17 protein-coding genes are annotated in these 21,292 nt (G+C 63.1%); 7 read left to right on the top strand and 10 right to left on the bottom strand.

The window, feature by feature from the left end; genetic code table 11:
- Window positions 1–28 precede the first annotated feature (28 nt).
- The 3 genes from AC1RLZ_RS28970 (at window position 29) to AC1RLZ_RS28960 (ending at window position 4,290) form a co-directional block, all read left to right on the top strand.
- On the top strand, window positions 29–2,230 hold the full coding sequence (locus AC1RLZ_RS28970) for an amylo-alpha-1,6-glucosidase (protein ID WP_493191465.1): 2,202 nt from the start codon (window positions 29–31) through the stop codon (window positions 2,228–2,230).
- Between the two features lie 194 nt (window positions 2,231–2,424).
- Window positions 2,425–2,943, top strand: coding sequence for a PRC-barrel domain-containing protein (locus AC1RLZ_RS28965; protein WP_493191464.1), 519 nt, complete (start codon window positions 2,425–2,427; stop codon window positions 2,941–2,943).
- A gap of 87 nt (window positions 2,944–3,030) precedes the next feature.
- Window positions 3,031–4,290, top strand: coding sequence for an MFS transporter (locus AC1RLZ_RS28960; protein ID WP_493191487.1), 1,260 nt, complete (start codon window positions 3,031–3,033; stop codon window positions 4,288–4,290).
- 2 nt (window positions 4,291–4,292) lie between these two features.
- Here AC1RLZ_RS28960 and AC1RLZ_RS28955 read toward each other — a convergent pair whose 3' ends face one another.
- From AC1RLZ_RS28955 to AC1RLZ_RS28940, 4 genes are all read right to left on the bottom strand, one after another.
- Window positions 4,293–5,471 (bottom strand): pyridoxal-phosphate-dependent aminotransferase family protein, encoded by a 1,179-nt coding sequence (locus AC1RLZ_RS28955; protein ID WP_493191463.1) that lies wholly within the window; start codon window positions 5,469–5,471, stop codon window positions 4,293–4,295.
- An 86-nt stretch (window positions 5,472–5,557) separates the two neighbouring features.
- Window positions 5,558–6,400 carry an LssY C-terminal domain-containing protein gene (locus tag AC1RLZ_RS28950; protein WP_493191486.1) on the bottom strand — a complete coding sequence of 281 codons (843 nt, stop codon included), beginning with the start codon at window positions 6,398–6,400 and terminating at the stop codon, window positions 5,558–5,560.
- 62 nt (window positions 6,401–6,462) lie between these two features.
- A complete protein-coding gene (locus AC1RLZ_RS28945) occupies window positions 6,463–7,188 on the bottom strand; it encodes a thermonuclease family protein (RefSeq protein ID WP_493191485.1) in 726 nt (241 codons plus the stop codon).
- Between the two features lie 114 nt (window positions 7,189–7,302).
- The gene (locus AC1RLZ_RS28940) at window positions 7,303–9,039 is read right to left on the bottom strand and encodes a hypothetical protein (protein ID WP_493191462.1); all 1,737 of its coding nucleotides are present in this window, start codon (window positions 9,037–9,039) and stop codon (window positions 7,303–7,305) included.
- A 350-nt stretch (window positions 9,040–9,389) separates the two neighbouring features.
- Here AC1RLZ_RS28940 and AC1RLZ_RS28935 point away from each other — a divergent pair, with 350 nt between their 5' ends.
- Window positions 9,390–10,256 carry a caspase family protein gene (locus AC1RLZ_RS28935; protein ID WP_493191461.1) on the top strand — a complete coding sequence of 289 codons (867 nt, stop codon included), beginning with the start codon at window positions 9,390–9,392 and terminating at the stop codon, window positions 10,254–10,256.
- Between the two features lie 29 nt (window positions 10,257–10,285).
- Here the strand turns inward: AC1RLZ_RS28935 and AC1RLZ_RS28930 are convergent, their stop codons facing one another.
- The 5 genes from AC1RLZ_RS28930 to AC1RLZ_RS28910 all read right to left on the bottom strand — a co-directional run bounded on the left by AC1RLZ_RS28930 (window position 10,286) and on the right by AC1RLZ_RS28910 (window position 17,736).
- Window positions 10,286–11,191, bottom strand: a complete 906-nt coding sequence (locus tag AC1RLZ_RS28930; protein ID WP_493191460.1) for an efflux RND transporter periplasmic adaptor subunit — start codon at window positions 11,189–11,191, stop codon at window positions 10,286–10,288.
- A gap of 9 nt (window positions 11,192–11,200) precedes the next feature.
- Entirely contained in the window at window positions 11,201–14,314 is a 3,114-nt protein-coding gene (locus AC1RLZ_RS28925; RefSeq protein ID WP_493191459.1) for an efflux RND transporter permease subunit, read from the bottom strand.
- Window positions 14,315–15,238, bottom strand: coding sequence for an efflux RND transporter periplasmic adaptor subunit (locus AC1RLZ_RS28920; RefSeq protein WP_493191484.1), 924 nt, complete (start codon window positions 15,236–15,238; stop codon window positions 14,315–14,317). It lies immediately after the preceding gene.
- 173 nt (window positions 15,239–15,411) lie between these two features.
- Window positions 15,412–16,068 (bottom strand): OmpA family protein, encoded by a 657-nt coding sequence (locus AC1RLZ_RS28915; RefSeq protein WP_493191458.1) that lies wholly within the window; start codon window positions 16,066–16,068, stop codon window positions 15,412–15,414.
- Between the two features lie 183 nt (window positions 16,069–16,251).
- The gene (locus AC1RLZ_RS28910; RefSeq protein WP_493191457.1) at window positions 16,252–17,736 is read right to left on the bottom strand and encodes a caspase family protein; all 1,485 of its coding nucleotides are present in this window, start codon (window positions 17,734–17,736) and stop codon (window positions 16,252–16,254) included.
- A gap of 259 nt (window positions 17,737–17,995) precedes the next feature.
- On the opposite strand from AC1RLZ_RS28910, the gene AC1RLZ_RS28905 reads away from it, so the two are divergent.
- Complete coding sequence (locus AC1RLZ_RS28905; protein WP_493191456.1) at window positions 17,996–18,808, top strand: N-acyl homoserine lactonase family protein; 813 nt, start codon at window positions 17,996–17,998, stop codon at window positions 18,806–18,808.
- A gap of 4 nt (window positions 18,809–18,812) precedes the next feature.
- Here AC1RLZ_RS28905 and AC1RLZ_RS28900 read toward each other — a convergent pair whose 3' ends face one another.
- Window positions 18,813–19,286, bottom strand: a complete 474-nt coding sequence (locus AC1RLZ_RS28900) for a MarR family winged helix-turn-helix transcriptional regulator (protein WP_493191455.1) — start codon at window positions 19,284–19,286, stop codon at window positions 18,813–18,815.
- A 144-nt stretch (window positions 19,287–19,430) separates the two neighbouring features.
- Here AC1RLZ_RS28900 and AC1RLZ_RS28895 point away from each other — a divergent pair, with 144 nt between their 5' ends.
- A complete protein-coding gene (locus AC1RLZ_RS28895; protein WP_493191454.1) occupies window positions 19,431–21,044 on the top strand; it encodes an FAD-dependent oxidoreductase in 1,614 nt (537 codons plus the stop codon).
- Window positions 21,041–21,256, top strand: a complete 216-nt coding sequence (locus AC1RLZ_RS28890) for a DUF2783 domain-containing protein (RefSeq protein ID WP_493191453.1) — start codon at window positions 21,041–21,043, stop codon at window positions 21,254–21,256. The genes AC1RLZ_RS28895 and AC1RLZ_RS28890 overlap by 4 nt, the downstream gene beginning before the upstream one ends.
- Window positions 21,257–21,292 lie beyond the last annotated feature (36 nt).

Raw genomic sequence — 21,292 nt, 5'->3', positions numbered from 1 at the left:
CTGACCCCACAACCGGCCGAGGTCTTTCATGCCTGTTGAAGCCGCTGCTGCCACGTTGAACGCCATCGCTGACCAGAAGGCAGTCGAATCGCCGTTCTATATTCCGATGACGGGTCCTGCGTCGCGCCCGCGGCGAGCGCTCAAGCATGACGATACGTTCGTGGTGCTCGACAGCCATGGTGATATCGGCGCGTCCGCGGGCGGGCCGGATGGTCTGTTCAACGCCGATACGCGTTATCTCGCGCGGCTGGAACTGGCACTGAACGACGTTCAGCCGCTGTTGCTCGGCTCCAATCTGCGCGACGACAATTCATCGCTCACGGTCGATCTGACCAATCCCGACATCTATCGCAATGGCCGCATCGTGTTGCAGAAGGATATGCTGCACATTGTGCGCACCTTCTTCTTGTGGCGCGGCGCCGCCTACCAGCGCATCGGCCTGCAGAATCACGGCGAACACAGCGCCAGCTTCGATTTGACGCTGTCGTTCGACAATGACTTCGCCGACCTGTTCGAGGTACGCGGCGAAAGGCGCAAGCATCGCGGCATTGCTACCAGTCGCCTGGTCGGTCCGAGCGACGTGGCGCTGGAATATACCGGACTCGACGGTAAGCCTCTCAGCACGATGGTTCATTTTGATCCGCGTCCGACGCGGCTGGCCGCCAATACCGCGACCTATCACTTCGAGCTGAAGCCGCAGAAAACGACGTCACTGTTCGTGGCAGTCAGCTGCAATGCCGAAATCGGCCACAAGCCTGTGCCGTTTTTCCGCGGACTGCTCGCCCATCGTCGCGAAATGCGCAATTTCAGCAAAGGTGCGGCGACGATCGAGAGCTCGAATGATATTTTCAACGAGGTGATCTGCCAGGCGATGGCGGATCTCAATATCCTGATGACGAATACGCCGCAGGGCCGATATCCCTATGCCGGCATTCCCTGGTATTCGACCACATTCGGCCGCGATGGCCTGATTACGGCGCTGCAGTTGCTGTGGATCGACCCGCGCGTGGCGCGCGGCGTGCTGAAACGGCTCGCAGCGTTTCAGGCGAAGTCGATCGATCCGCTGGCAGATGCCCAGCCCGGCAAGATCCTGCATGAAATGCGCGGCGGTGAAATGGCCGCCTTGCGTGAAGTTCCGTTCGCGCAATATTACGGCAGCGTCGACTCAACGCCGCTCTTTGTGATGCTCGCAGGGATGTATGTCGAGCGCACCGGCGATGATGAGACCCTGCGCGAACTATGGCCGTCTGTTGAGGCGGCTCTCGCATGGATCGATGGTCCCGGTGACCCCGACAAGGATGGCTTCGTCGAATATCAGCGGGCTACCGAGCAGGGACTTCAGAACCAGGGCTGGAAGGATTCGTATGACGCGATCTTTCATTCCGATGGAAGGCTGGCCGAGGGCAATATCGCGCTGGCTGAGGTGCAGGGCTATGTCTTCGCCGCCAAGAATCTGGCGTCGCGTCTCGCATTGCGCATGAACCTGCCTGACAAGGCTCGGCAGCTCGAAGCCGAAGCCGGGCAACTTGCTGCGCGGTTCGAGGAGGCCTTCTGGTGCGAGGAACTCGGCACCTACGCGCTTGCGCTCGACGGCGCGAAGCTGCCTTGCGCGGTTCGTGCTTCCAATGCGGGCCAGTTGCTGTTCACAGGCATCGTCCGTGAGGATCGTGCGCGCATGGTCGCTGCCGACATGATGGGTCCGCATTTCTTCACCGGCTGGGGCATTCGCACCATTGCGCGCGGCGAGGCGCGCTACAATCCGATGTCCTATCATGACGGCTCGATCTGGCCGCACGACAACGCGCTGATCGCACTCGGCCTGGCGCGCTATGGCCTCAAGCATTCGGTGGAGACCGTCTTCAAGGGCCTGTTCGACACCGCGGCCTATATGGACCTGCGACGACTGCCGGAATTGTTCTGCGGCTTCCAGCGCGAAAAACGCCGTGGCCCGACCTTGTATCCGGTGGCCTGCGCGCCGCAGGCCTGGGCCAGTGCGACGCCGTTCACACTGCTCGAAGCGGCGCTTGGAATCGAATTCGACGTCGCGCGCGGCGAGATTCGCTTCCGCAATCCGCGGCTGCCTGCTTTTCTGCAGTACGTCATTCTACGTGATCTCCGGCTCGGCGAATCCAGCGTCGATCTTTGCCTGCGCAAACACGACAACGATGTGTCGCTGGAAGTGCTGCGGACCCGCGGTCAGATCCAGGTGTCGATCGTGCTGACGCATTGACGCGTCGCCTGGCGCTGGGGTTCGCGCCATCGGCGATACATGTGAGTAAGGGACTTCCCATGCCTGCAAATCGGATCATTGCCGGATTGGCTATGTCGTTGGCGTTGAACGTTGGGGCCGTGTGCCAGGCGGCGGATGCGCCTGCGCTTCCACCCGCGGCATCGGAGAAATCCACTCCTGAATCGCAATCGTCAGTGCCGTCGCCCGCACCTGATGCGGCTGCCGTGCAGCCGGCAACGCCGCCGGTCGTATCCGCGCCCGAGAAACAGCCATCGTCGGTCGCCCCGCAGACGGCGTCAAAACCTGACGCAGCCGTGCCTGCGCCTCCCGCGACTGTCGCCAAGCCACCATCGGTGACGGTGATCGATGCCTTCGATGCCAAAGGCATTCTCGGCCGTGATGTGCGCAGTCCCGCAAGCGAGAATATGGGACGCATCGCCGACGTGATCGTCGATCGCGCGGGACAGGTGCGCGGTGCGGTCATCGACTTCGGCGGCTTCCTCGGGGTTGGCTCGCGCAAGATCGTGGTCGATTGGGGTGCGCTACATTTCTGGAACGTGGCCGACAAGACCGCCAGCATCACGCTCGATCTTACGCGCGAGCAGGTGCGTGCCGCGCCGGAATACAAGGACGATCAGCCGATTGTCGTGCTCGGCGCATCCGGCACGCTGACGCCGTTGAGGTTTCCGCCTCTCACCATGCAGGAGCGTTAATTGGCGGTTCATGCGACCACACGTGCAGCTGATCTCTCCCGCCGCGATGGTGTCGCGGCGGTGCCCGAGGTCGCTTGCGCGCCAGGGATTGCGCCGGAGTCCGAGTCGAATCCGCAAGAGCCACGGCGCAGTCCGGAGCCGTCGAAGCAGAGCCTGCGCGGGCTCGACTGGTTCATCTTCTTCCTCGCCGATGTACAGACCGGATTCGGCCCGTTTGTTGCGGTCTATCTCACGACCCAGAAATGGACGCAGGTAGAGATCGGCTTTGTGTTGTCGATCGGGGGCATCGTCGCGCTGCTCGGCCAGATCCCGGGCGGCGCCATCATCGATGCCGCGCGCTCGACACGGCTGGTGGCCGGGGCGGCTGTTGCGACCATCGCCTGCTGTGCACTGGCCTATGCGGTGCTGCCGATCTTCCCCATCGTCGTCACCGCGGCGACGTTGCATGCGATGGCGAGCTGTGTGCTTGGCCCTGCCATCGCCGCTATCAGCCTCGGGCTGGTCGGTCCGATGCGGATCGGCGAGCGCCTTGGCCGCAATGCGCGCTTCGCCTCGCTCGGCAATGGCGTCGCCGCTGCCGTCATGGGCACTTGCGGCTATCTGCTGTCAAGCCGCTCGGTGTTCATCGTCACGTTCCTGCTGGCGCTGCCGGTACTTTACGCGCTGTCGCGGATTCGACCTCAGGAGATCAATTCTGCGCAGGCCCATGGTGCCAGCACCAAAGAGGCCGAGAGCAATAGGCCGATCCGTTTTCGTGATCTGATGCGACAGAAGCCGCTTTTGATTTTCGGCTGCGCGGTGCTGCTGCTGCAGTTTGCCAATGCAGCGATGCTGCCGTTGATGGCTGGTGTCGTTACCACGCGCTCGGCCGATTGGGCACCGGCGCTGATCGCCTTCTGCATCGTGGTCCCGCAGGCCATCGTCGCGGCGACCTCGCCGACGGTCGGCCGCAAGGCGCAGCAGTGGGGCCGTCGGCCTCTCTTGCTGATCGCCTTTGCATCACTGGCGATCCGCGGATTGCTGTTCGCTGTGGTCACCGACCCGTTTGCACTGGTCGCGGTGCAGGTTTTCGACGGCGTCACTGCTGCCGTGTTCAGCGTGATGATCCCGCTGATCGTCGCCGACATCGCCTTCGGCAGCGGGCGCTTCAGCCTTGCACAGGGCATTGTCGGCACCGCGACAGGCATCGGCGCGTCGCTCAGCACGGTGACCGCCGGCTATGTGGCCGACAAGCTCGGCGCGCCAGTCGCCTTTATCGGGCTGGCCTGCGTCGCCGGGCTGGGCCTCTTGCTGATCTGGCTGGTGATGCCGGAAACCCGCCGCGAGCACAGCGAGGTCGAGAGCTAGCGTCAGGGCGCGACGTTCTCGCCGAGAAAGTTGACCGCCGCCGTGACACCGCCCTTGCCGTGCGGAATGCCGAGCGCCTGCAGTCCCATCTCGATCACGCCGAGTGTTCCGAGAATCATGGGCGCGTTGACATGGCCCATATGGGCGATGCGGAATGCCTTGCCGTGCAGGTCGCCGATGCCGACGCCAAGAATGACGCCGCATTTGTCGCGGCAATAATCGAGCAGCGGCGTCGGGTTGTCCATCCGCACCGTCGTGACCGTGTTGCCGCGTTCTTTCGGCTCGATGATGTTGAAGCTCAGCACGCCGCCATCGGCCCATACGGCAACGGCCCGGCGAACGGCTTCCGCCAGCAATCGATGGCGCTGGAACACGTTGACCAGCTTCTCGTCGAACAGCATGTCGATGGCCTGACGCTGCGCGAACATCAGATGCACCGGCGCGGTGCCCGAATGTTTCCGGTAGTGCTCGTCGCCGTCGCGCTCGGTCCAGTCCCAATAGGGCGTGCGCAGATTGGCAGTCTTGTGAATCTCGCGCGCGCGATCATTCGCGGCGACATAGCCGAGGCCAGGGGGTGTCATCAGGCCTTTCTGCGAGCCGGACATGGCGACATCGATACCCCATGCATCCATCTCGAACGGCATGCAGCCGAGCGATGCGACGGTGTCGACCATGAATAATGCGGGATGGCCGGCCGCCTTGATCGCCTTGCCGATGGCTTCAATGTCGTTGAACGCGCCCGATGCCGTATCGATCTGCACCGCGAGCACAGCCTTGATCTCGTGCCTGGTGTCCTGTCGCAACGCTGCTTCAACCTCGGCAGGACGAATGGCGCGATTCCAGTCACCCTTCAGGCTCTGCACGTCGACGCCCATGGCCCCCGCAGCATGGCCCCAGCCGACCGCGAAACGCCCGCTTTCCAGCACCAGGATCTTGTCGCCGCGCGACAGCACATTGGTAAGCGTCGCTTCCCAGGCACCATGGCCGTTGGCGATATACATATAGGTGTTGCTCTTGGTGGCGAACAACGTGCCGATATCGCGCAGCAGCCCGAATGTGAGCTGCACCATTTCCTTGGAGTAGATATCCAGCGGCGGACGATGCATCGCCCGCAATACTTCCTCTGGCATCGTGGTGGGGCCGGGGATGGCGAGAAATTCACGACCTGCACGAACGACCATTTTCAATCCTTGTTGGTATTTTCGGCCATGGTGCCATGGCGCAGCGCGAAATCAAAGCGCGTGTGAGATGGTCTGAATTTGACTGCCTAGTGAGTCAGCGCATCACGCCCGATCACATTCGCGATGGCCTGGAAGATCTGGTCCTTGATCTCGGTCGCCGCCGGGCTCGGGATCGTCTCGGAAGGGCCGTCGTGTTTGGCGCAGGCCACCACCAGCCGCAGGATCCAGACTTCGCCGTCAGTGTAGTACAGGTCGCCGCCGCCATTGTGACCGGCGACGGTCGGGCCTGTTCCGGTGACCTGATATTTGGCCTCGACCATGCCGGCCTGTTCGAGGTCGCCCGCGAGCGCTGCGCGCTCCGCGTCGATATCGGCAGCGATGTGATGCGTGATCGCGCCGGTGTATTTGCTGATCCCGACGCTGCGATCGAAAGTCGCATCGCCAAGCCAGACCGGGCGATCTTCCTGTCCCTTGTCGAGGACCTTCCAGAGTCGGATATGGTGGCGATGATCAGCGCTGTTGCCGACAGGCTTCTCGAAAGCGAGATCTTCGCGGCGGCCAAGATAGACCAACGGGCTCACCGGCGCCTCGCGATAGGGGCGGTCGAGCAAGACGCTGCCGACAATCTCCAGGGACGAGCGTAACGTTACGGGATCGGCGGGATACCAGCCGGCAGCATGCATCGCGCACAGCACGTCCTTCGTGTCACCGATCAGGCCGACATTGATGGGATCGCCGGGAATACCTTGCGCGGTCATCGTCGTCATCGGCAAGCCGGCAAGGCTCTTCTGGTGCTCGTAATGGGTCCAGAGTTCGGGGAGCAAGAGATAGGCGATGCCGCCATAGATGACCAAGGCAAGCAGCGTCAGTCGCGCAGCCCGGAATGTCCGGCTGCGGCGTTGTTTTTGCGCAATGGCATCCGTCTGCAGGTCAGCCAAGGTTCCGCTCGATCGAATCTGAGCGGGGAACCTGCCACGTCAGCGCCGCCATGTCATCGTCGGGTCTCGCGGCAGCCGGCGGCTTCGGCCTCTTCTTTAGAGCAAAACCAGCGTGTTCCCTTGCTGATCCGCATGCTGATCTTGGCATACCAGCGGCTTTCGGGCGTGTGATAGATGCAGACGCCCGCCCGGTTGACGTTGCCCTTGATCCGGCAGGTCGGAGACGGCGCCACATGACCGGATGCCGAGGCCAGCAAGATCGGCAAGGCGTCCTCCGGAGGCTTGATCGAGCCAAGAATGGTGGTTTTCTTGTTGCGCACGCGCCAGTCCCAGGGCGCAAAGAATGCACCGGCCCAAAGTCCGGCCTTGGCTTCACGTGCGGCTTTCTCGTCGGCATCATAGGCATGCGAGAAGCGCACATAGGAGAGCGCCCAGCCGCTCTTCACCATCCATTGGCCGATGTCCTCGCCATCCACCTCGCATTTGGCGACCGAGCGACCGAAGCGATCGGTGCGTAGCACATGGCAGGTCCAGTTCTTGTCGCCGACATGCGCAACCAGTGCTTCATGCGCTGTGACGCCGCAGGTCCAGCGCTCGCCATCGGCATTCAGGCACAATTGGTCGAGGCCCGGCGCGTCGATGCCGGCGAGCCGGATGCGGGTCGCGCCGATGGTCATCTGGTCGCCGTCGCGGATCTTCGGTACCCCCGTCACATCGGCGGCCTGTGCCAGTGCGGGAATGCAAAGCATCGCGATAAAAAGGGAGAGCGTGCGGAACATGCGCATCGAACCGTTTGATTGCAAAATCATGACGACAATCCGGAGACAGTGCGGGCATTTCGCCGCGCATGCCAGCACGGTCGCTCCTTCATACCTTCAACTTCGCGCGATGAACTACGCGGCATGGCCGTTCATCATCTTCCGCCGCGTCAGCGCGAGACCCATCAGCACGAAGGCTGAGGTCACTTCGGGGCCGCCAACCAGAATTCGTGTCGGCGTTTTCATCTTGTTCCATTCATAGGCCTTGAACGGACCCTTGCGGCCGCCTTCGCCTGTTGCCTTGATGATGCAGCGCAGTGCAGGTGCGAAATGCGCGAGCTCGCCGCCGAGATGTCCGAGCGCGATCAGTGCAAGTGCCGCATCGAACGCGTTCATCTCGCGCGCAATCAACTCGTCCTGCACATAGGCGAGAACATGCAGGCGAATGAATTCGAATGTGCCGTCGGTATCGATGGCCTGTTGTGTTGCGTCCGGCAGTTCACGGAAAGCCGCATAACAGCGGCCGAAATAGGCGCTGTAGAGCTCCGGCAGATAATAGATGTGCGATTTCGGATCGGCGAAGGCGCCGGATGCCACGAGGCGGCGCTGGAATCCGATGATCCGCCGCATCGTTTCCAGTCGTTTCGGCATCTCCATGACCTTCCAGCGGGTCAGATTGCGGAACGATACTTCGAGCACATCGAGATTGAGCGTCGGATCGAGATCGTTGCCAAAGGGCCGTTCGCCCGCGAGATTGTCGATCCAGGTGACGATGGCGCCGTCATAGTCGATGTGGTCATTGATCGGCACGGTGACCATCGGCTCGTTGCTGCCGTTGCCGACCTGATAACCGGCATAGAAGTCGAGCAGGGGCTGATCGAGGATCGGATCGGTCGAGCCGGCCTGTGTGGCGGCGGAGAATGAGCAGGCTGTGGTGTCGCAGTCCGGAACATAGATGCCGAAGCCGAGATCCTGCTTGATTTGCGCGAATAGCCGGCTGAAGCGCGGATGCGGTGGCGGCGCCAGCGCGGTGATGACGTTTACGCTCGTCCCGTCATGCGAGCGGACTTCCTCGCGGCTGGTGACCAGGCAGAATTCAACCATCGCATCGATGGCGCGGCGCGAGGATGTCGTCTGGTCCGGCGATGGCAGTCCGGTTTCGCCGAAGCTGAGTAGTGCCTCGGTGAAGAAGGCGTCGTAATAGGCCGAACGATGCCGGATCTGCACCGGCTCCCACATGGGTTCGGCAATTCCGGTCCACGGCGGATTGATGAGTTTACCGGCCGGCGAACGCGCGATGAAGATGCGCGCAAGTGTGAACAGCAGTGTCGAATTCTTGTAGCCGCGCGAATTCAGGCCGGTCAGGGCCATCAGGAATTCGCGGCCATGCATGTCGGGATCGCCGATCAGGTTGAACGCCGCATAGGTCGGGATGAAACCGTTGCATTCGAACGAGCGCAGCAGATGCGTGCCGCAGGCCTTGATGACATCGTCGATCTCGCCCAGCGACGGCGCCTGCGCTGAAGCCGCGGCGGGCTTCGGCGCCGGATGGCTCAATGTGACCGTGTCGAGAAGCTCGGCGATGGGGTGGCCGATGGCTTCCCAATCGGGGCTCTCGTCATCGCGTGCCGAGATCAGGGCTTGCTGCACGGCTTTGAAGCGGACGGGGTCGCGCAGCTCGGACAGGCCGGCGCGGCAGAGCAACGGACGAAGCGCGGGATTGCCCAGCGCGGTTTTGTAGAACTTGACAATATGGGCGTCGCCGCCGGTGTGCTTATGGAAGAGGGGATCGCAGAGGTCGTAGAGCGACGGGCCGTCCTTGCTGGATGTCAGCGCGCGGTATGCGGCGCCGGCAAAATAAGACACACTCATGAGGTTTCTTTCAGTGCGGCTCCTGCGCACGTCTCGAAAACCGTCCGCCGTCGCTGCGGCGCAATCGCCTCCCGATACCTGCAACCCCTTGAAAAGTTGCACGAATCGGCAGGGATTACAATTGCGTGAAGCGCGAGCTCATTCAAGACCTTAGCCAGGTCGGGCAGTAACCCTGTCTTAAACCCCGGCCTTTACCGGTTGCCCGGGTGGCCCCGACGGGTTAACAACCGGTTTGCTGCGATGCCGCAAATTGAGCGTATTAATACTCATTGGTTTGGCATCCCTTCAAACCTATTTCGACGTTCGCGCGACCCACGGGTTGTGCGTGAACGATGAGCAGGAATGACGTAATGAACGTACGGCAGTTTCGCGTATCCCGTCGCTCGATCACTGTGGCCGCAGCTTTTGTCGGTCTGGTCTCGCTGGCGCTTGGCGCCAATGCCGCGCTGAACAAGCGCTCGCTGGAAGCTGCGCAGGCCGCGACGGTGACCGGCAGCATCAATCCTGCGACGACGGCATCGCGCATCGCGCTGGTGATAGGCAACGGTCATTACCCCGATGCCGGCGCGCCGCTCGCCCAGCCGATCAACGATGCCCGCGCCATGACGAGCGCACTCCGCCGCGACGGTTTCGATGTGGATGTGGTGGAAGATGCGACCCGCGATGACATGACCCGCGCGGTCGAACGCCTCAAGGCCAAGATCAGGCCGGACTCGGTCGTGATGCTGTATTTCGGTGGCTATGGCGTTCAGGTCGGCCGGCAGAGCTATATGATCCCGGTCGATGCTGCGATCTGGAAAGAGCGTGACATTCGCCGCGACGGCATGAGCGTCGAGGCCGTGCTCGACGTCATGAAAGAGCGTGGTGCCCAGGCCAAACTGGTCGTGCTGGATGCGTCCCGCCGCAATCCCTATGAGCGCCGCTTCCGCGGTTACTCCCGTGGTCTCGCGCCGATCGATGTTCCTGAGAATGCGCTGATCCTGACCTCGGCGACGCCGGGCAAGGTCGCCGACGATGTCGATGGCCAGAACAGCCTGCTTGCCACCGAACTCTTGAAGAACATGAAGGCCAAGCCGGCGAGTGCCGAGTCTGTCTTCACCAACACCCGCGTTGCCGTGACTCGTGCGACGTCGGGTGAGCAGGTCCCGGCGGTGTCCTCATCGCTGGTTGAAGACATCCTGCTCGGTGAGAGCGCAACGGCCAAGGCCGGCAGCTAAGCCCCGGCAGCTGATCTTTCCCGTTACGATTACTTTGCAGCGTCTGCGTTAGCCATCACTGGCCGAACCGGGTCGCCTTCGCGCAACAAGGCGCCGGCTCGCGCGACGATCACATCGCCATCATTCAAACCTTCGCGGACTTCGACGCGACCGCCCGACATCAGCCCGATCTCGACGCGCCGCGTTTCGATGCGCTGCCGTCGCACCACCTGCACGACGGTGCCGCCGGCACTATAGAGAACGGCGGTCAACGGCACCGCAATGCCGCAGCTTTCGCCGGTCTTGATGATGGAGCGCGCATAGGAATTGCTCATCAGCCGCCGGGCCGAGGTGATCGAGATCACGACCTGGCCAAGCTGGCTGTTGGGCTCCACGGTGGAGGCAACGCGCTTCACTTTACCGTCCAGCTCTCCGGCACCGATCACCTTGACCTTCACCGGTTGGTCAATCTTGAGCTTCGGCAGATCGCGGGTCGGCACCTGGCCAATGAATTCGAACTCGCTGCGCGCGATGATGCTGAAAAGCGCTTCGCCCTTGGCCGATGCAAGCGATCCGACCACGGCGGATGAAGCGCTCACCAATCCTGCGACCGTCGCCTGCACCTGCAATGAGCCGCCTTCCGGCGGCGTCAGGCGCGCGAGGATCTGGCCTGCGGTGACGTTCTCGCCGGCGTCGACCATGACCTCAGCAACCTTGAGGCCCGGGCGGTCCGGGCGGATCGAGACTTCCTCGCGCGGAACGAGGATGCCGGAAACCTCGACGGTGGCGGCGAAGCAGGACTTTGCGGCAGTCAGCACCGTCACAGCGGCACCCTTCGGCGCGTCGGCAGGATCGTCGGCGGCCAGAGCCGGCTGCGTGAACACGCATAGCGACAATGCGACCAGCAATCTGGCCCATGGTGTGGTTCGCTTCGCAGAGGCGACGGACAGGGTCATTGCATGGGCCTATTTGTGCGGGACAGCTGGCGGCTGGTCGCCGGTCTGGCGGTCTTCCTCGCCGCTCGACACCAGCAGCTTGCGACCGAAACGCCAGGCCAATTGCCCGACATCATCCATCATCAGGAACATTGCCGGCACGAACAGCAGCGACAGCGCTGTCGAGAAGATCAGCCCGCCAATGATAGCAAGTGCCATGGGCGAGCGGAATTCGCCACCGGCACCGAAGGCCAGCGCGGACGGCATCATGCCGGCCGCCATGGCGACGGTGGTCATCACGATCGGCCTTGCCCGCTTCATGCCGGCATCGATGATCGCGACCTCTCGCGGCTTGCCTTCGCGAATGGCTTCCACTGCGAATTCCACCAGCATGATGGCGTTCTTGGTGACGATGCCCATCAGCATCAGGATGCCGATCCACACCGGCGTCGTCAGTTGCTTGCCGGTCAGGAGCAGCGCCAGGATCGCGCCGCCGATCGAGAGCGGCAGCGAGAACAGGATAGTGATCGGTTGCAGGAATGTGCCGAACAGCAGCACCAGCACCGCATAGACCATCATCAGGCCGGCCGAAATCGCGGTGGCAAAGCCATCCGCCAGTTCGTTCAGGCTTTCGGCGTCGCCGGACTGCTTGACGCTCACATTCTTCGGCAGGCTCTTCATGACCGGTAGTTCGTAGATCTTCTTCAGGGCATCGCCGAGCGCGGCGGTGCCGACGAGATCCGCGGCCACAGTGGCCTGACGCTCTCTGTCGTAGCGGTTGATGCTGGTCGGTCCCTGATCGAGCTTGATGTCGGCGACCACGGAGAGCGGCACGCCGCCGCGTCCGCCGCCCAGCGGCACCCGTAGCTGTTCGAGGATCTGGAAATCCGCGCGCGCGGTATCTTCAAGCTGCACGCGGATCGGCACCAGGCGGTCGCCGGCGTCGAACTTCGCCAGAGCCGGGCCGACGTCGCCGATGGTGGCGACGCGGATGGTCTCCGACAGGCTCTCCGTGGAGACGCCGAGCCGCGCGGCGAGATCGGCGCGCGGCTGCACGCGCAGCTCAGGACGATCCAGCGAGGTTTCCGAGATCACGTTGGAGATCAGCGGAATGCGCTTCATCTGCGTCGCGAGTTCGCTGGCGACATTGGCGACGACATTGCTGTCGGTGCCGGTCACCACCAGCGAGATGGCGCGCAGCCCGTTCTCGTCGAGGAACCAGTAGCGAATATCCGGAACGCTTTCGAGTTCCTTGCTGATATCGAGCTCGAGCAGGCGCTGTGTATGTGCGCTGTCGCGTTCGCTCTTCGGGGTGTAGTTGATGATCAGAGCTGCGCGTCGCACTTCATAGGTGCCGGGCGGGACGTGACCGCCATCGACGAACACGCTCTTCACTTCAGGTCGCTTGCGCAGCCGTGCGACGATGTCTTCTGTGACTTTCTCGGTGTAAGCGAGCTGCGATCCCGGCGGCAATTCCATCGCCATGAGCGAACGCGCCGTGTCCTGGGCCGGCAGGAACCCCTGCGGCAGCAGCTGGATGCTCCAGATCGACAGTGCGAAGATGGCGAGACCGAACAGAACCGTCACGTAATATCGCTTCACCGACAGGTTCACGAGCTTGTTGTAGGCTCTCAGCAGCCGTCCCGGGGGTGGATCGTCGTGCTTGTGATCCTTCAGGAAGTAGGCAGCCAGCACAGGCGTGACGAAGCGTGCTGCCAGGAGTGAGAAGAACACCTGCACCGATACCGTAATGCCGAACTGCTTGAAGAACTGCCCGGCGATGCCCGACATGAAGCTGGCCGGGGCGAAGATCGCGATGATGGTCAGGCTGATGGCGATCACGGCGAGGCCGATTTCGTCGGCGGCTTCCAGTGCTGCGCGATAGGGCGACTTGCCCATCCGCATATGCCGCACGATGTTCTCGATCTCGACGATGGCGTCATCGACGAGAATACCCGTGGACAGCGTGATGGCGAGGAAGCTCACGAGATTGAGCGAGAAGCCGAGCAGGTCCATCGCCCAGAAGGCCGGGAAGATCGACAGTGGCAGCGAGATCGCCGCGATGACGGTGGCGCGCAGATCGCGCAGGAAGAAGAACACAACGATGACGGCGAGCGCGGCGCCCTCGAATAGGGTCGAGATCGCGGCTTCGTAGTTGCCCTTGGTAAAATCCACCGACGTATCGATCAGTTTCAGGTCGACATCGGGATAGGATGCCTTCAGCGCATCGATACGTTTCTGCACGGCGGCGGCGACAACCACATCGCTGGCGCCCTTGGAGCGTTTGATACCCAGCGCCACCACGGGCTCGCCGTTGAAGCGCGCAAAGGTGCGGCGGTCGGCGATGGTATCGGTGACGGTGCCGAGGTCTTCGAGCCGCACCTCGCCGCCGGACGGCAGGCTGATCATGGTGCCGGCAAGTTCATTCAGCGTTTTGGCGCCGGCCAGCGTGCGAATGGCCTGATCGTTCTTGCCGATTTCGGCGCGGCCGCCGGCGAGGTCCACATTGGTGCCGCGCAGGCGCCTCGAGACATCCACGGCGGTAAGGCCTGCGGCCTGCAAACGGTCAGGATCGAGCGAGACGAGGATTTCGCGCTCGACACCGCCGATGCGCTCGACCTGCGCGACGTTGCGCACGCCCTGCAATGCGCGCTTCACCACGTCGTCGACGAACCACGACAGTTGCTCCGGCGTCTTGCCGGGCGAGATCGCAGCATAGGTGACGATGGGCAAGCCGATGACGTCGACGCGCTGGATCAACGGTTCGTTGACATTCTGGGGGAGATTGGCGCGGACGCGCGTCACGGCGTCCTTGACGTCGTTCAGCGCGCGGTCGGTATTGGTTTCCAGCGCGAATTGCACGGTGGTAACCGACAGGCCGTCGGTGATGGACGACGAGATGTGCCGGACGCCTTCGACGCCGGAGACGCCGTCTTCGATGGTCTTGGTAACCTGCGCTTCAAGTTCCGCAGGCGCCGCGCCGAATTGCGACACGGCGACCGAGATCACCGGAATATCCGCACTCGGCAGCCGCGTGATCGCCAGCTTGGTGAAGCTGATCCAGCCGAGCACCAGGAGAATGATCGAAAAGACGATGGATGGAAGCGGATGGCGGATCGACCATGCCGAGATATTCATTGCCATTTAGCGCACCCGCGATCGGTCGAGATCATCGGCGAACATGGTCTGGACCTTGTCGCCGTCATGAAGTGACGTGCCGGCATCGGCGACGACGATTTCGCCCACATCGACGCCTTCAAGAATTTCCGTCGACGTGTCGGACACCAGCCCGACCTTCACCCGGCGGGTCTCGATGGTGTTGCCTTTCACGACCTGCACGGTGAAGTGTTCGATCGCCGAGCGCGGGATCGCAACGCCGCAGCTGCGCTTGGCATCGATGCTGGCGCGGGCGAAGACGCCGACCTTGAGCGACGGATTGCTCGTCAATGACAGCCGGACATGTCCGAGCTGCGTCACGCGGTCGATCTGTGGCGACACCAGCCGGACCTTGCCGAAAATATCGGGTTGATCGTCGCGGCTGATCCGCGCCGTGACGCCGGGGTTGAGCTTGAGGATGTGGATGCTCGGCACTTCCGCATCGAGCTCGAGTTCGTTGTTGATGGCGATCCTGAACATCGGCCCGGCTTGCGGCGAGGCCGGCGCGCCGGCGATGGTGTTGACCGAGGTGATGAGCCCTGCTGCGGGCGCACGCAGGGTCACAGGATTCGGACGCGCATTGCTGGGCGTCGGCGGCGGTGTCAGCCGGGCCAGTTCCTGGTTCTCGGTGACGATGTCGCCCTCGCGGACCAGCACTTCGGAGACCTTTGAACCCTCGGTCTCGACACCGACCACCGCTTCGCGGCGCGGCACCACGAAGCCGGTCACCCGCACGAGATCGGAGAAACAGGCATTGGTGGCCTTGGCGACAATCACCATGGCGCCATTCGGCGGGGCGGAGCCGGCGCCGGGCGCGGGCTCAGCGGCAAAACCGGCCGAGGTGGTCGCGACCATCGTGGCCGCCAGCGACAGAATTGCGAGAGGCGAGGCTGAGCAGGCAAGAGCCTTCATTGCGAGATCGATCCACTTGGCATTGCGGAGCACCAGAGGCGTTCGATCGGTGCGGCGGCAGGTCGGGGCAATCTATACAGCATATCGGCGATCGCCACAGCAAACAGCGTCCCGCATGGCGCGGAACGCAGTGGTGCGGCAATCCGCAGCAAGCTCGGAAGTGCCACCAAAATCTATTGGGATGCGGTGGTCTTGTTCGCCATATTCACCACCTGGACGCGGCGGTTGGACGGATCGGTCGGCGCAACGCCAGCCTTCGGCTTGCCCTTGCCGTAACCGACGGTGACGAGATCGGCGCCGGAAATGCCGTATTTGTCCATCAGATAGCGCTTGATGGCATCGGCGCGGCGTTCTGACAGGTCCTGGTTATATTCTTCGCCACCAACCGCGTCGGTATGGCCGGCCACCACGAAGGTCGAGCCCTTGAGATCGTCGCTGTTCAGCGCCTTGCCGAGGGCCTGCACCGCGGATTGCGACTTCTTGCTGATATTCGCCGAATTGTAGTCGAAGGTGATTTCCAGATCGATCGCCGGCTTGGTCTGGGCGACGGTCGCGATCTGCTCGCGCTCGCCGACCGATAGCGACCGTGTGCTGCGATTGCGAAGGGAGTCGACGAACTTGCCTTCCGCCGCATTGACGGCAGGTTCGGCCGGCGGCGTCATCGACAGGCCGCGGGTCAGCGGCTTCTTCGGCGCCAGCGCACGCAGGATCTGGTCGGAGGTCACTTCCTCGGCTGCGGCGGCAATGCCGATCGTCAGCGACAGGGCAACGCCCATCACGGCGATCGTGCGAATGATGTTGAAGCCGGAGCGTGCGGATGTGGTCGACATGGGTTCACCCCTTCAGCTAGTCGCGCGAAACGCGCTTGGATCAATTCCAACCGGATCTGGTGCCGGATCGCGTCAGGATGGCTTCCGGCTTGCCCTCAATAGTGTCCGCTGGCGTGGCGCGGGTTCAAATCGCGCCTGCGATTTTCTTGCGACTTTCCTGCGAAATTCCGGTGACCTCGGGAATTACCGGATGCCGTAGCCGGCAAATTCCTTGACGATGTCCGGGTCCATGGCCTTGGCATTGGTAATGTCGAGATCGCCTTCCGCGGTCTGGCCAAGGCGATGTTTGGCCAGGCCGCGGCCATAGAGTGACGAGGTCAGTTGTGGATTGATCTTCAGCGCAGCGTCGAAATCCGCAATCGCATTCTTGCTCTGGCCGTTCTTGAGATTGACGAGGCCGCGGCTGTCCAGCGCATCGACGAAATTTGGTCGCAGCCGCAGGGCTTCGTTGCAGTCCTTGAGCGCGGCGGCAAGGTCGCCGATCACGGTGCGGGCCCAGCAACGATTGTTGAAGGCCTCGACATCCTTGGAGTTCAGTTTGATAGTGGCGTCGAAATCCTTGATCGCGGCGGAATAGGCACCCTTGCTGGCATAGACCTGCCCACGGCGATACAGCGCGCCGGCGTCTTCCGGATTATCGGTCAGCTTGACGTTCAGCGATTTGACGGTCGGATCCTCGGCCAGCGCCAGTAGGATCTTGTTTTCGTCACGGGGGGCTTCGGCGGTGACGGGGGCCATCGGGGCAGGCGCAACAGCGGGCGCCGGCGCGGGCGTCGCAGCAGGTGCGGCGGGAGCGACCGGCGGCGCTGCAGCGGCTTGCGGTATGGCGACGGGACCAGGGCGCGGTGTGGCGGCCGGCGCGGGATCCGCCGGCTTCGCAGCTACCACGGCAGGCGTTGCCGAACTCGCGCCCGGAATGAACGCGAAATCCTCCGCCAGCGACGAGGAAATCCATGGCACCTGTTCGCTGCGTGATGCGCGGGTGACGTTGACGCGGGTCCGGTTCAGGGTCTGCTCGGCGGTGAGATCAGGGACCCGGATTTCCTTCAGCAGTTCGCTGACGAACAACCCGCGATCGCCGCCGCTTTCGCTGACGACCGAGCTCAGCGCCGCCGAATACATCACCAGCGTGCCGCTCGGTGCGATCACCGGAGCGAGGCCGGCGGAAAAGCTGCGGAACCGGCGCTCGAACGGATTGCGGCGGGATGCGTCCAGAAGCGCAATCTTGACGCCGGCGCCGCGGCTGTTGATTTCGTTGAGCACGGTCTCGAGGCTGAAGCCATCGCGGCGCACGTCGGGCTCGGTCCAGATCTGGGCATCGACCGGGATCATGTAGCTCTGCCGCGCGGACTGGATGCCGAAGCCGCTGAAGAACACCAGCGCCACGGAGCCGGGCGTCACCTTGCCGTAGAATTTCTCCAGTGCCCGGCGCATGCCGTCGCCGCCGAGATTCTCGCCGGTATCCACCTCGAAACCGTCGCGCTTCAATTCGGCAGCGATATCGCGGGCGTCATTGATCGGTTCTTTAAGCGGCGCCTCGGCGTCCGGGTATTTCGCATTGCCGATCACCAGCGCGATCCGGTGGGGACGATCCTCCGCGGCCGATGCCTGCCAGATGGGCGTGGCGGCGAGCGTCAGGAGAGCGAGCAGAGCAATGCGCATTTTCATAACGAAACCGGTCCAGACTCGAGGTCGCTGATCCCCATTCGGCTTGCGCCGCGGCGACACTAATCGACGCCATTCGCATTATCAAACCGGGGCGATCGCGGCTGTCAACGTGCGGTGCTATCGCGTCCATTCACCTCACCGCGTCCGGCGTTGTTTCTACGGCCCCGGTTCCCGTCATTCTGGTGGTTGGAACGGTTTGACCTTTCCCGGCGGCAATGGCTTGTTGCGCATAACGACGATCGGGAATGAGGCGAAACGAATGAGCGCGACTTACGAAATCTATGCGATCCGCTATGCCACGATGACGCCGCGGACGCCGCAGATGAACTATCTCGCACCCGATCCCCATGAGACCGCGGCGGCCGATCTCGATTATTTCGTCTGGCTGATCCGTGGCGGTGGCCGCGATATCCTCGTCGATACCGGCTTCAACGAAGTCGCCTCCAGGGAGCGCAGCCGCAAGCTCACCATCAATCCCATCGACGCGCTGGCCGATTTCGGCGTTCAGGCCGCGGATATCCGCGACGTCATTGTGACGCATCTGCATTACGACCATGCCGGCAATCTCGATCGGCTTCCCAACGCCCGGTTCCATCTGCAGGATCGCGAGATGAGCTACGCAACGGGCCGCTGTATGTGCAACGGGTTGCTGCGGCATCCGTTCTCGGCGGAGGACGTCACGCTGATGGTGCGACACGTCTTCAACGAGCGGGTCACGTTCCACAATGGCGATGGCGAGGTCGCCCCCGGCGTCACGCTGCACCGTGTCGGCGGTCACTCCGATGGCTTGCAGATCGTGCGCGTGCAGACCGCGCGCGGCCCCGTGGTGCTGGCGTCGGACGCCTCGCATTACTACGGCAACATGCAGCGCCGCAGCCCGTTTCCGATCGTCTACAATATCGGCGACATGTGTGACGGCTGGACCACCTGCGAGCGCCTTGCCGGCCATCCCGATCGCATCATTCCCGGCCATGATCCGCTGGTGCGCGAGCTTTATCCGCGCGTCGAGGGCACCAAGGCCGATGCCTATGCGGTGCATCTGCCGCCATCGCGCTCCTTCGTGCGCGACTAGTCGCTCAATAGGCGCCGGCCTTGTGACCGTGCCGCGTCTGTACGAGGTCGAGGCTGCGTTCGATCTTGCCGAGTGCCGCGGCGAAATCCTTGCGTTCCTGCGCCGTTAAACACGACAGAATGTCGCGTTCCTTGTGCAGCAGGCGCGGGATCAGTTCCTCGTAAAGCGCTTGCCCTTTCGCGGAGAGGCGCAATTCGAAGGCGCGGCGGTCGTCTTCGTTCTCGACCCGTTCGATCAGTTCGCGTTCCAGTAGGGCGGTGACCGCGCGGCTGATGGTGGATTTATGCGTGCGTGTGCATTGCGAAATGAACTGCGCGCTGCAGGCGTCGTTGCGAAAGCCCAGGGTGGCGATGACGCGCCATTCCGGAATGTCGAGCCCGTAGCGCACCTGATATTCGTCCGAGAGTGCGGCGCTGACCTCCGCCGCCAGCCGGTTGAGCCGGAATGGAACGAACTGAAACAGGTCGAATTTCGCCACGGAGCCACCAATTCTGCTGTTGACGCCGCCACGGGTCCGGCGTTTAGATGGTTGCAAATGAGACTATCTTAGAGGGAGTGCGATCCGTTGGCCAGACCAGCGTTGATCCGAAAATGCATCCGGTTGCAGGGCAGGGGCTGAGCCATGGCGCAGCATGTCCGCCAGTTTGCCTATCGCCGCCATGCCGATCAGGCACGCCCTGCTGTTGATGCAGCGCATCATCCGGTGGTGATCGTCGGCGCCGGCCCGGTGGGTCTGTCGCTGGCCATCGATCTGGCGCAGCGCGGCCAGCGCGTGGTGCTGCTCGACGATGCCGACCGGATCGGCGACGGCTCGCGTGCGATCTGTTTCTCCAAGCGCTCGCTCGAATTGTGGGATCGCCTTGGCGTCGCCCATCGCATGATCGACAAGGGCGTGGTGTGGAAGGTCGGCAAGATCTTTCTCGGGCCGGACATGCTGTACCAGTTCGACCTGCTGCCCGAGACCGGCCACAAGATGCCGGCCTTCATCAACCTGCAGCAATATTACGCCGAGTCCTTTCTGGTCGATCGCGTTCTTCAGTTGCCGGCGATCGATCTGCGCTGGCGCAACAAGGTGATCGGGCTGGCTCAGCATAACGATCACGCCGAACTTACCGTCGAGACGCCCGATGGGCCTTACACGCTGCGCGCCGACTATGTCGTGGCCTGCGACGGCGCGCGTTCCGGGCTGCGCAGCATGGTCGGGGCGGATTTTTCCGGCGAGGTGTTCGAGGATCAGTTCCTGATCGCTGACGTGAAGATGACCGCGGAATTCCCGACCGAGCGCTGGTTCTGGTTCGACCCGCCGTTCCATTCCGGCCAGTCCGCGCTGCTGCATCGCCAGCCCGATGATGTCTGGCGCATCGATCTGCAACTCGGTCCCGATGCCGATCCTGTTGCGGAGCGGCAGCCGGAGAAAGTGCGTCCGCGCATCGCGCGCATGCTCGGTCACGATGATTTCGAGTTCGAGTGGATCTCGGTCTACAAATTCCAGTGCCGCCGCATGCAGCGCTTCCTGCATGAGCGCGTGATCTTTGCCGGCGACGCCGCGCATCAGGTGTCGCCCTTCGGCGCGCGGGGCGCCAATTCTGGCCTCGAAGATGCCGAGAACCTCGCCTGGAAGCTGGCGATGGTGCTGGCCGGCGACGCGCCGGCGTCGCTGCTGGCGAGCTATGACGCCGAACGTGGTCCGGCGGCGGACGAGAACATCCGTGCCTCGACCCATGCGACGGATTTCATCGCGCCGCATTCGAAGCAGGAGCAGCGCATGCGGCAGGCCGTGCTGTCGCTTGCCAAAGAGGCCGATTTCGCCAAGCGCATGATCAATGGCGGGCGATTGTCCGTGCCGTCGGTCTACCAGACGCCGCTCTCGACGGCCGATTGCGACGACTGGTCCGTCGGTCCTCAGCCGGGCGCGCATATGCCGGATGCACCGCTCGCCACTGACGACGGCGCGCATGTGTTTCTTTCGGAATGTTTCGCGGGGGCGGGTCGCGGTTTCACCGTATTGCAGTCGGATGGTCAGGCGATCGAACCGCCCGAGGGCGTGGCCCGTCTGGTCATCGGCGACGATGCGGCGCTGCGTGACGAGGCCGGGTTGTTCAAGGCGCGTTATGGCGCCGAGCCGGGTGCCGCCTATCTGCTGCGCCCCGATGGTTATGTCACCGCGCGCTTCCGGCATCCGACGCCGCAGGCGATCAAGGCCGCGGTGGCGCGTGCCTGCGGGAGGCCGTCATGACGGCCCTGTCGACGGCGTCCAATTTCGCCAGTCCCGACGACGCCTATCGCGCGATCGTCGAGGCGCATCGCGGATTGACCGATGACCAAAGCGCGGCGCTCGACACGGCGCTGGTGCTGATCCTCGCCAATCATATCGGCGATGCCGCTGTGCTCGGTGACGCGATTGCGCTGGCGAAGCGACGGCTGCCGGATGTGAGGCAAGAGAAATGAACGGATACGTCATTCCGGGGCGTGGGCGGCGTCAGC

The sequence above is a fragment of the Tardiphaga sp. GW822-FHT04G09 genome, from assembly GCF_058800725.1.
The sequence above is the reverse complement of the archived record's forward strand: the minus strand, read 5'-3'. Positions and strand labels throughout refer to the sequence as shown.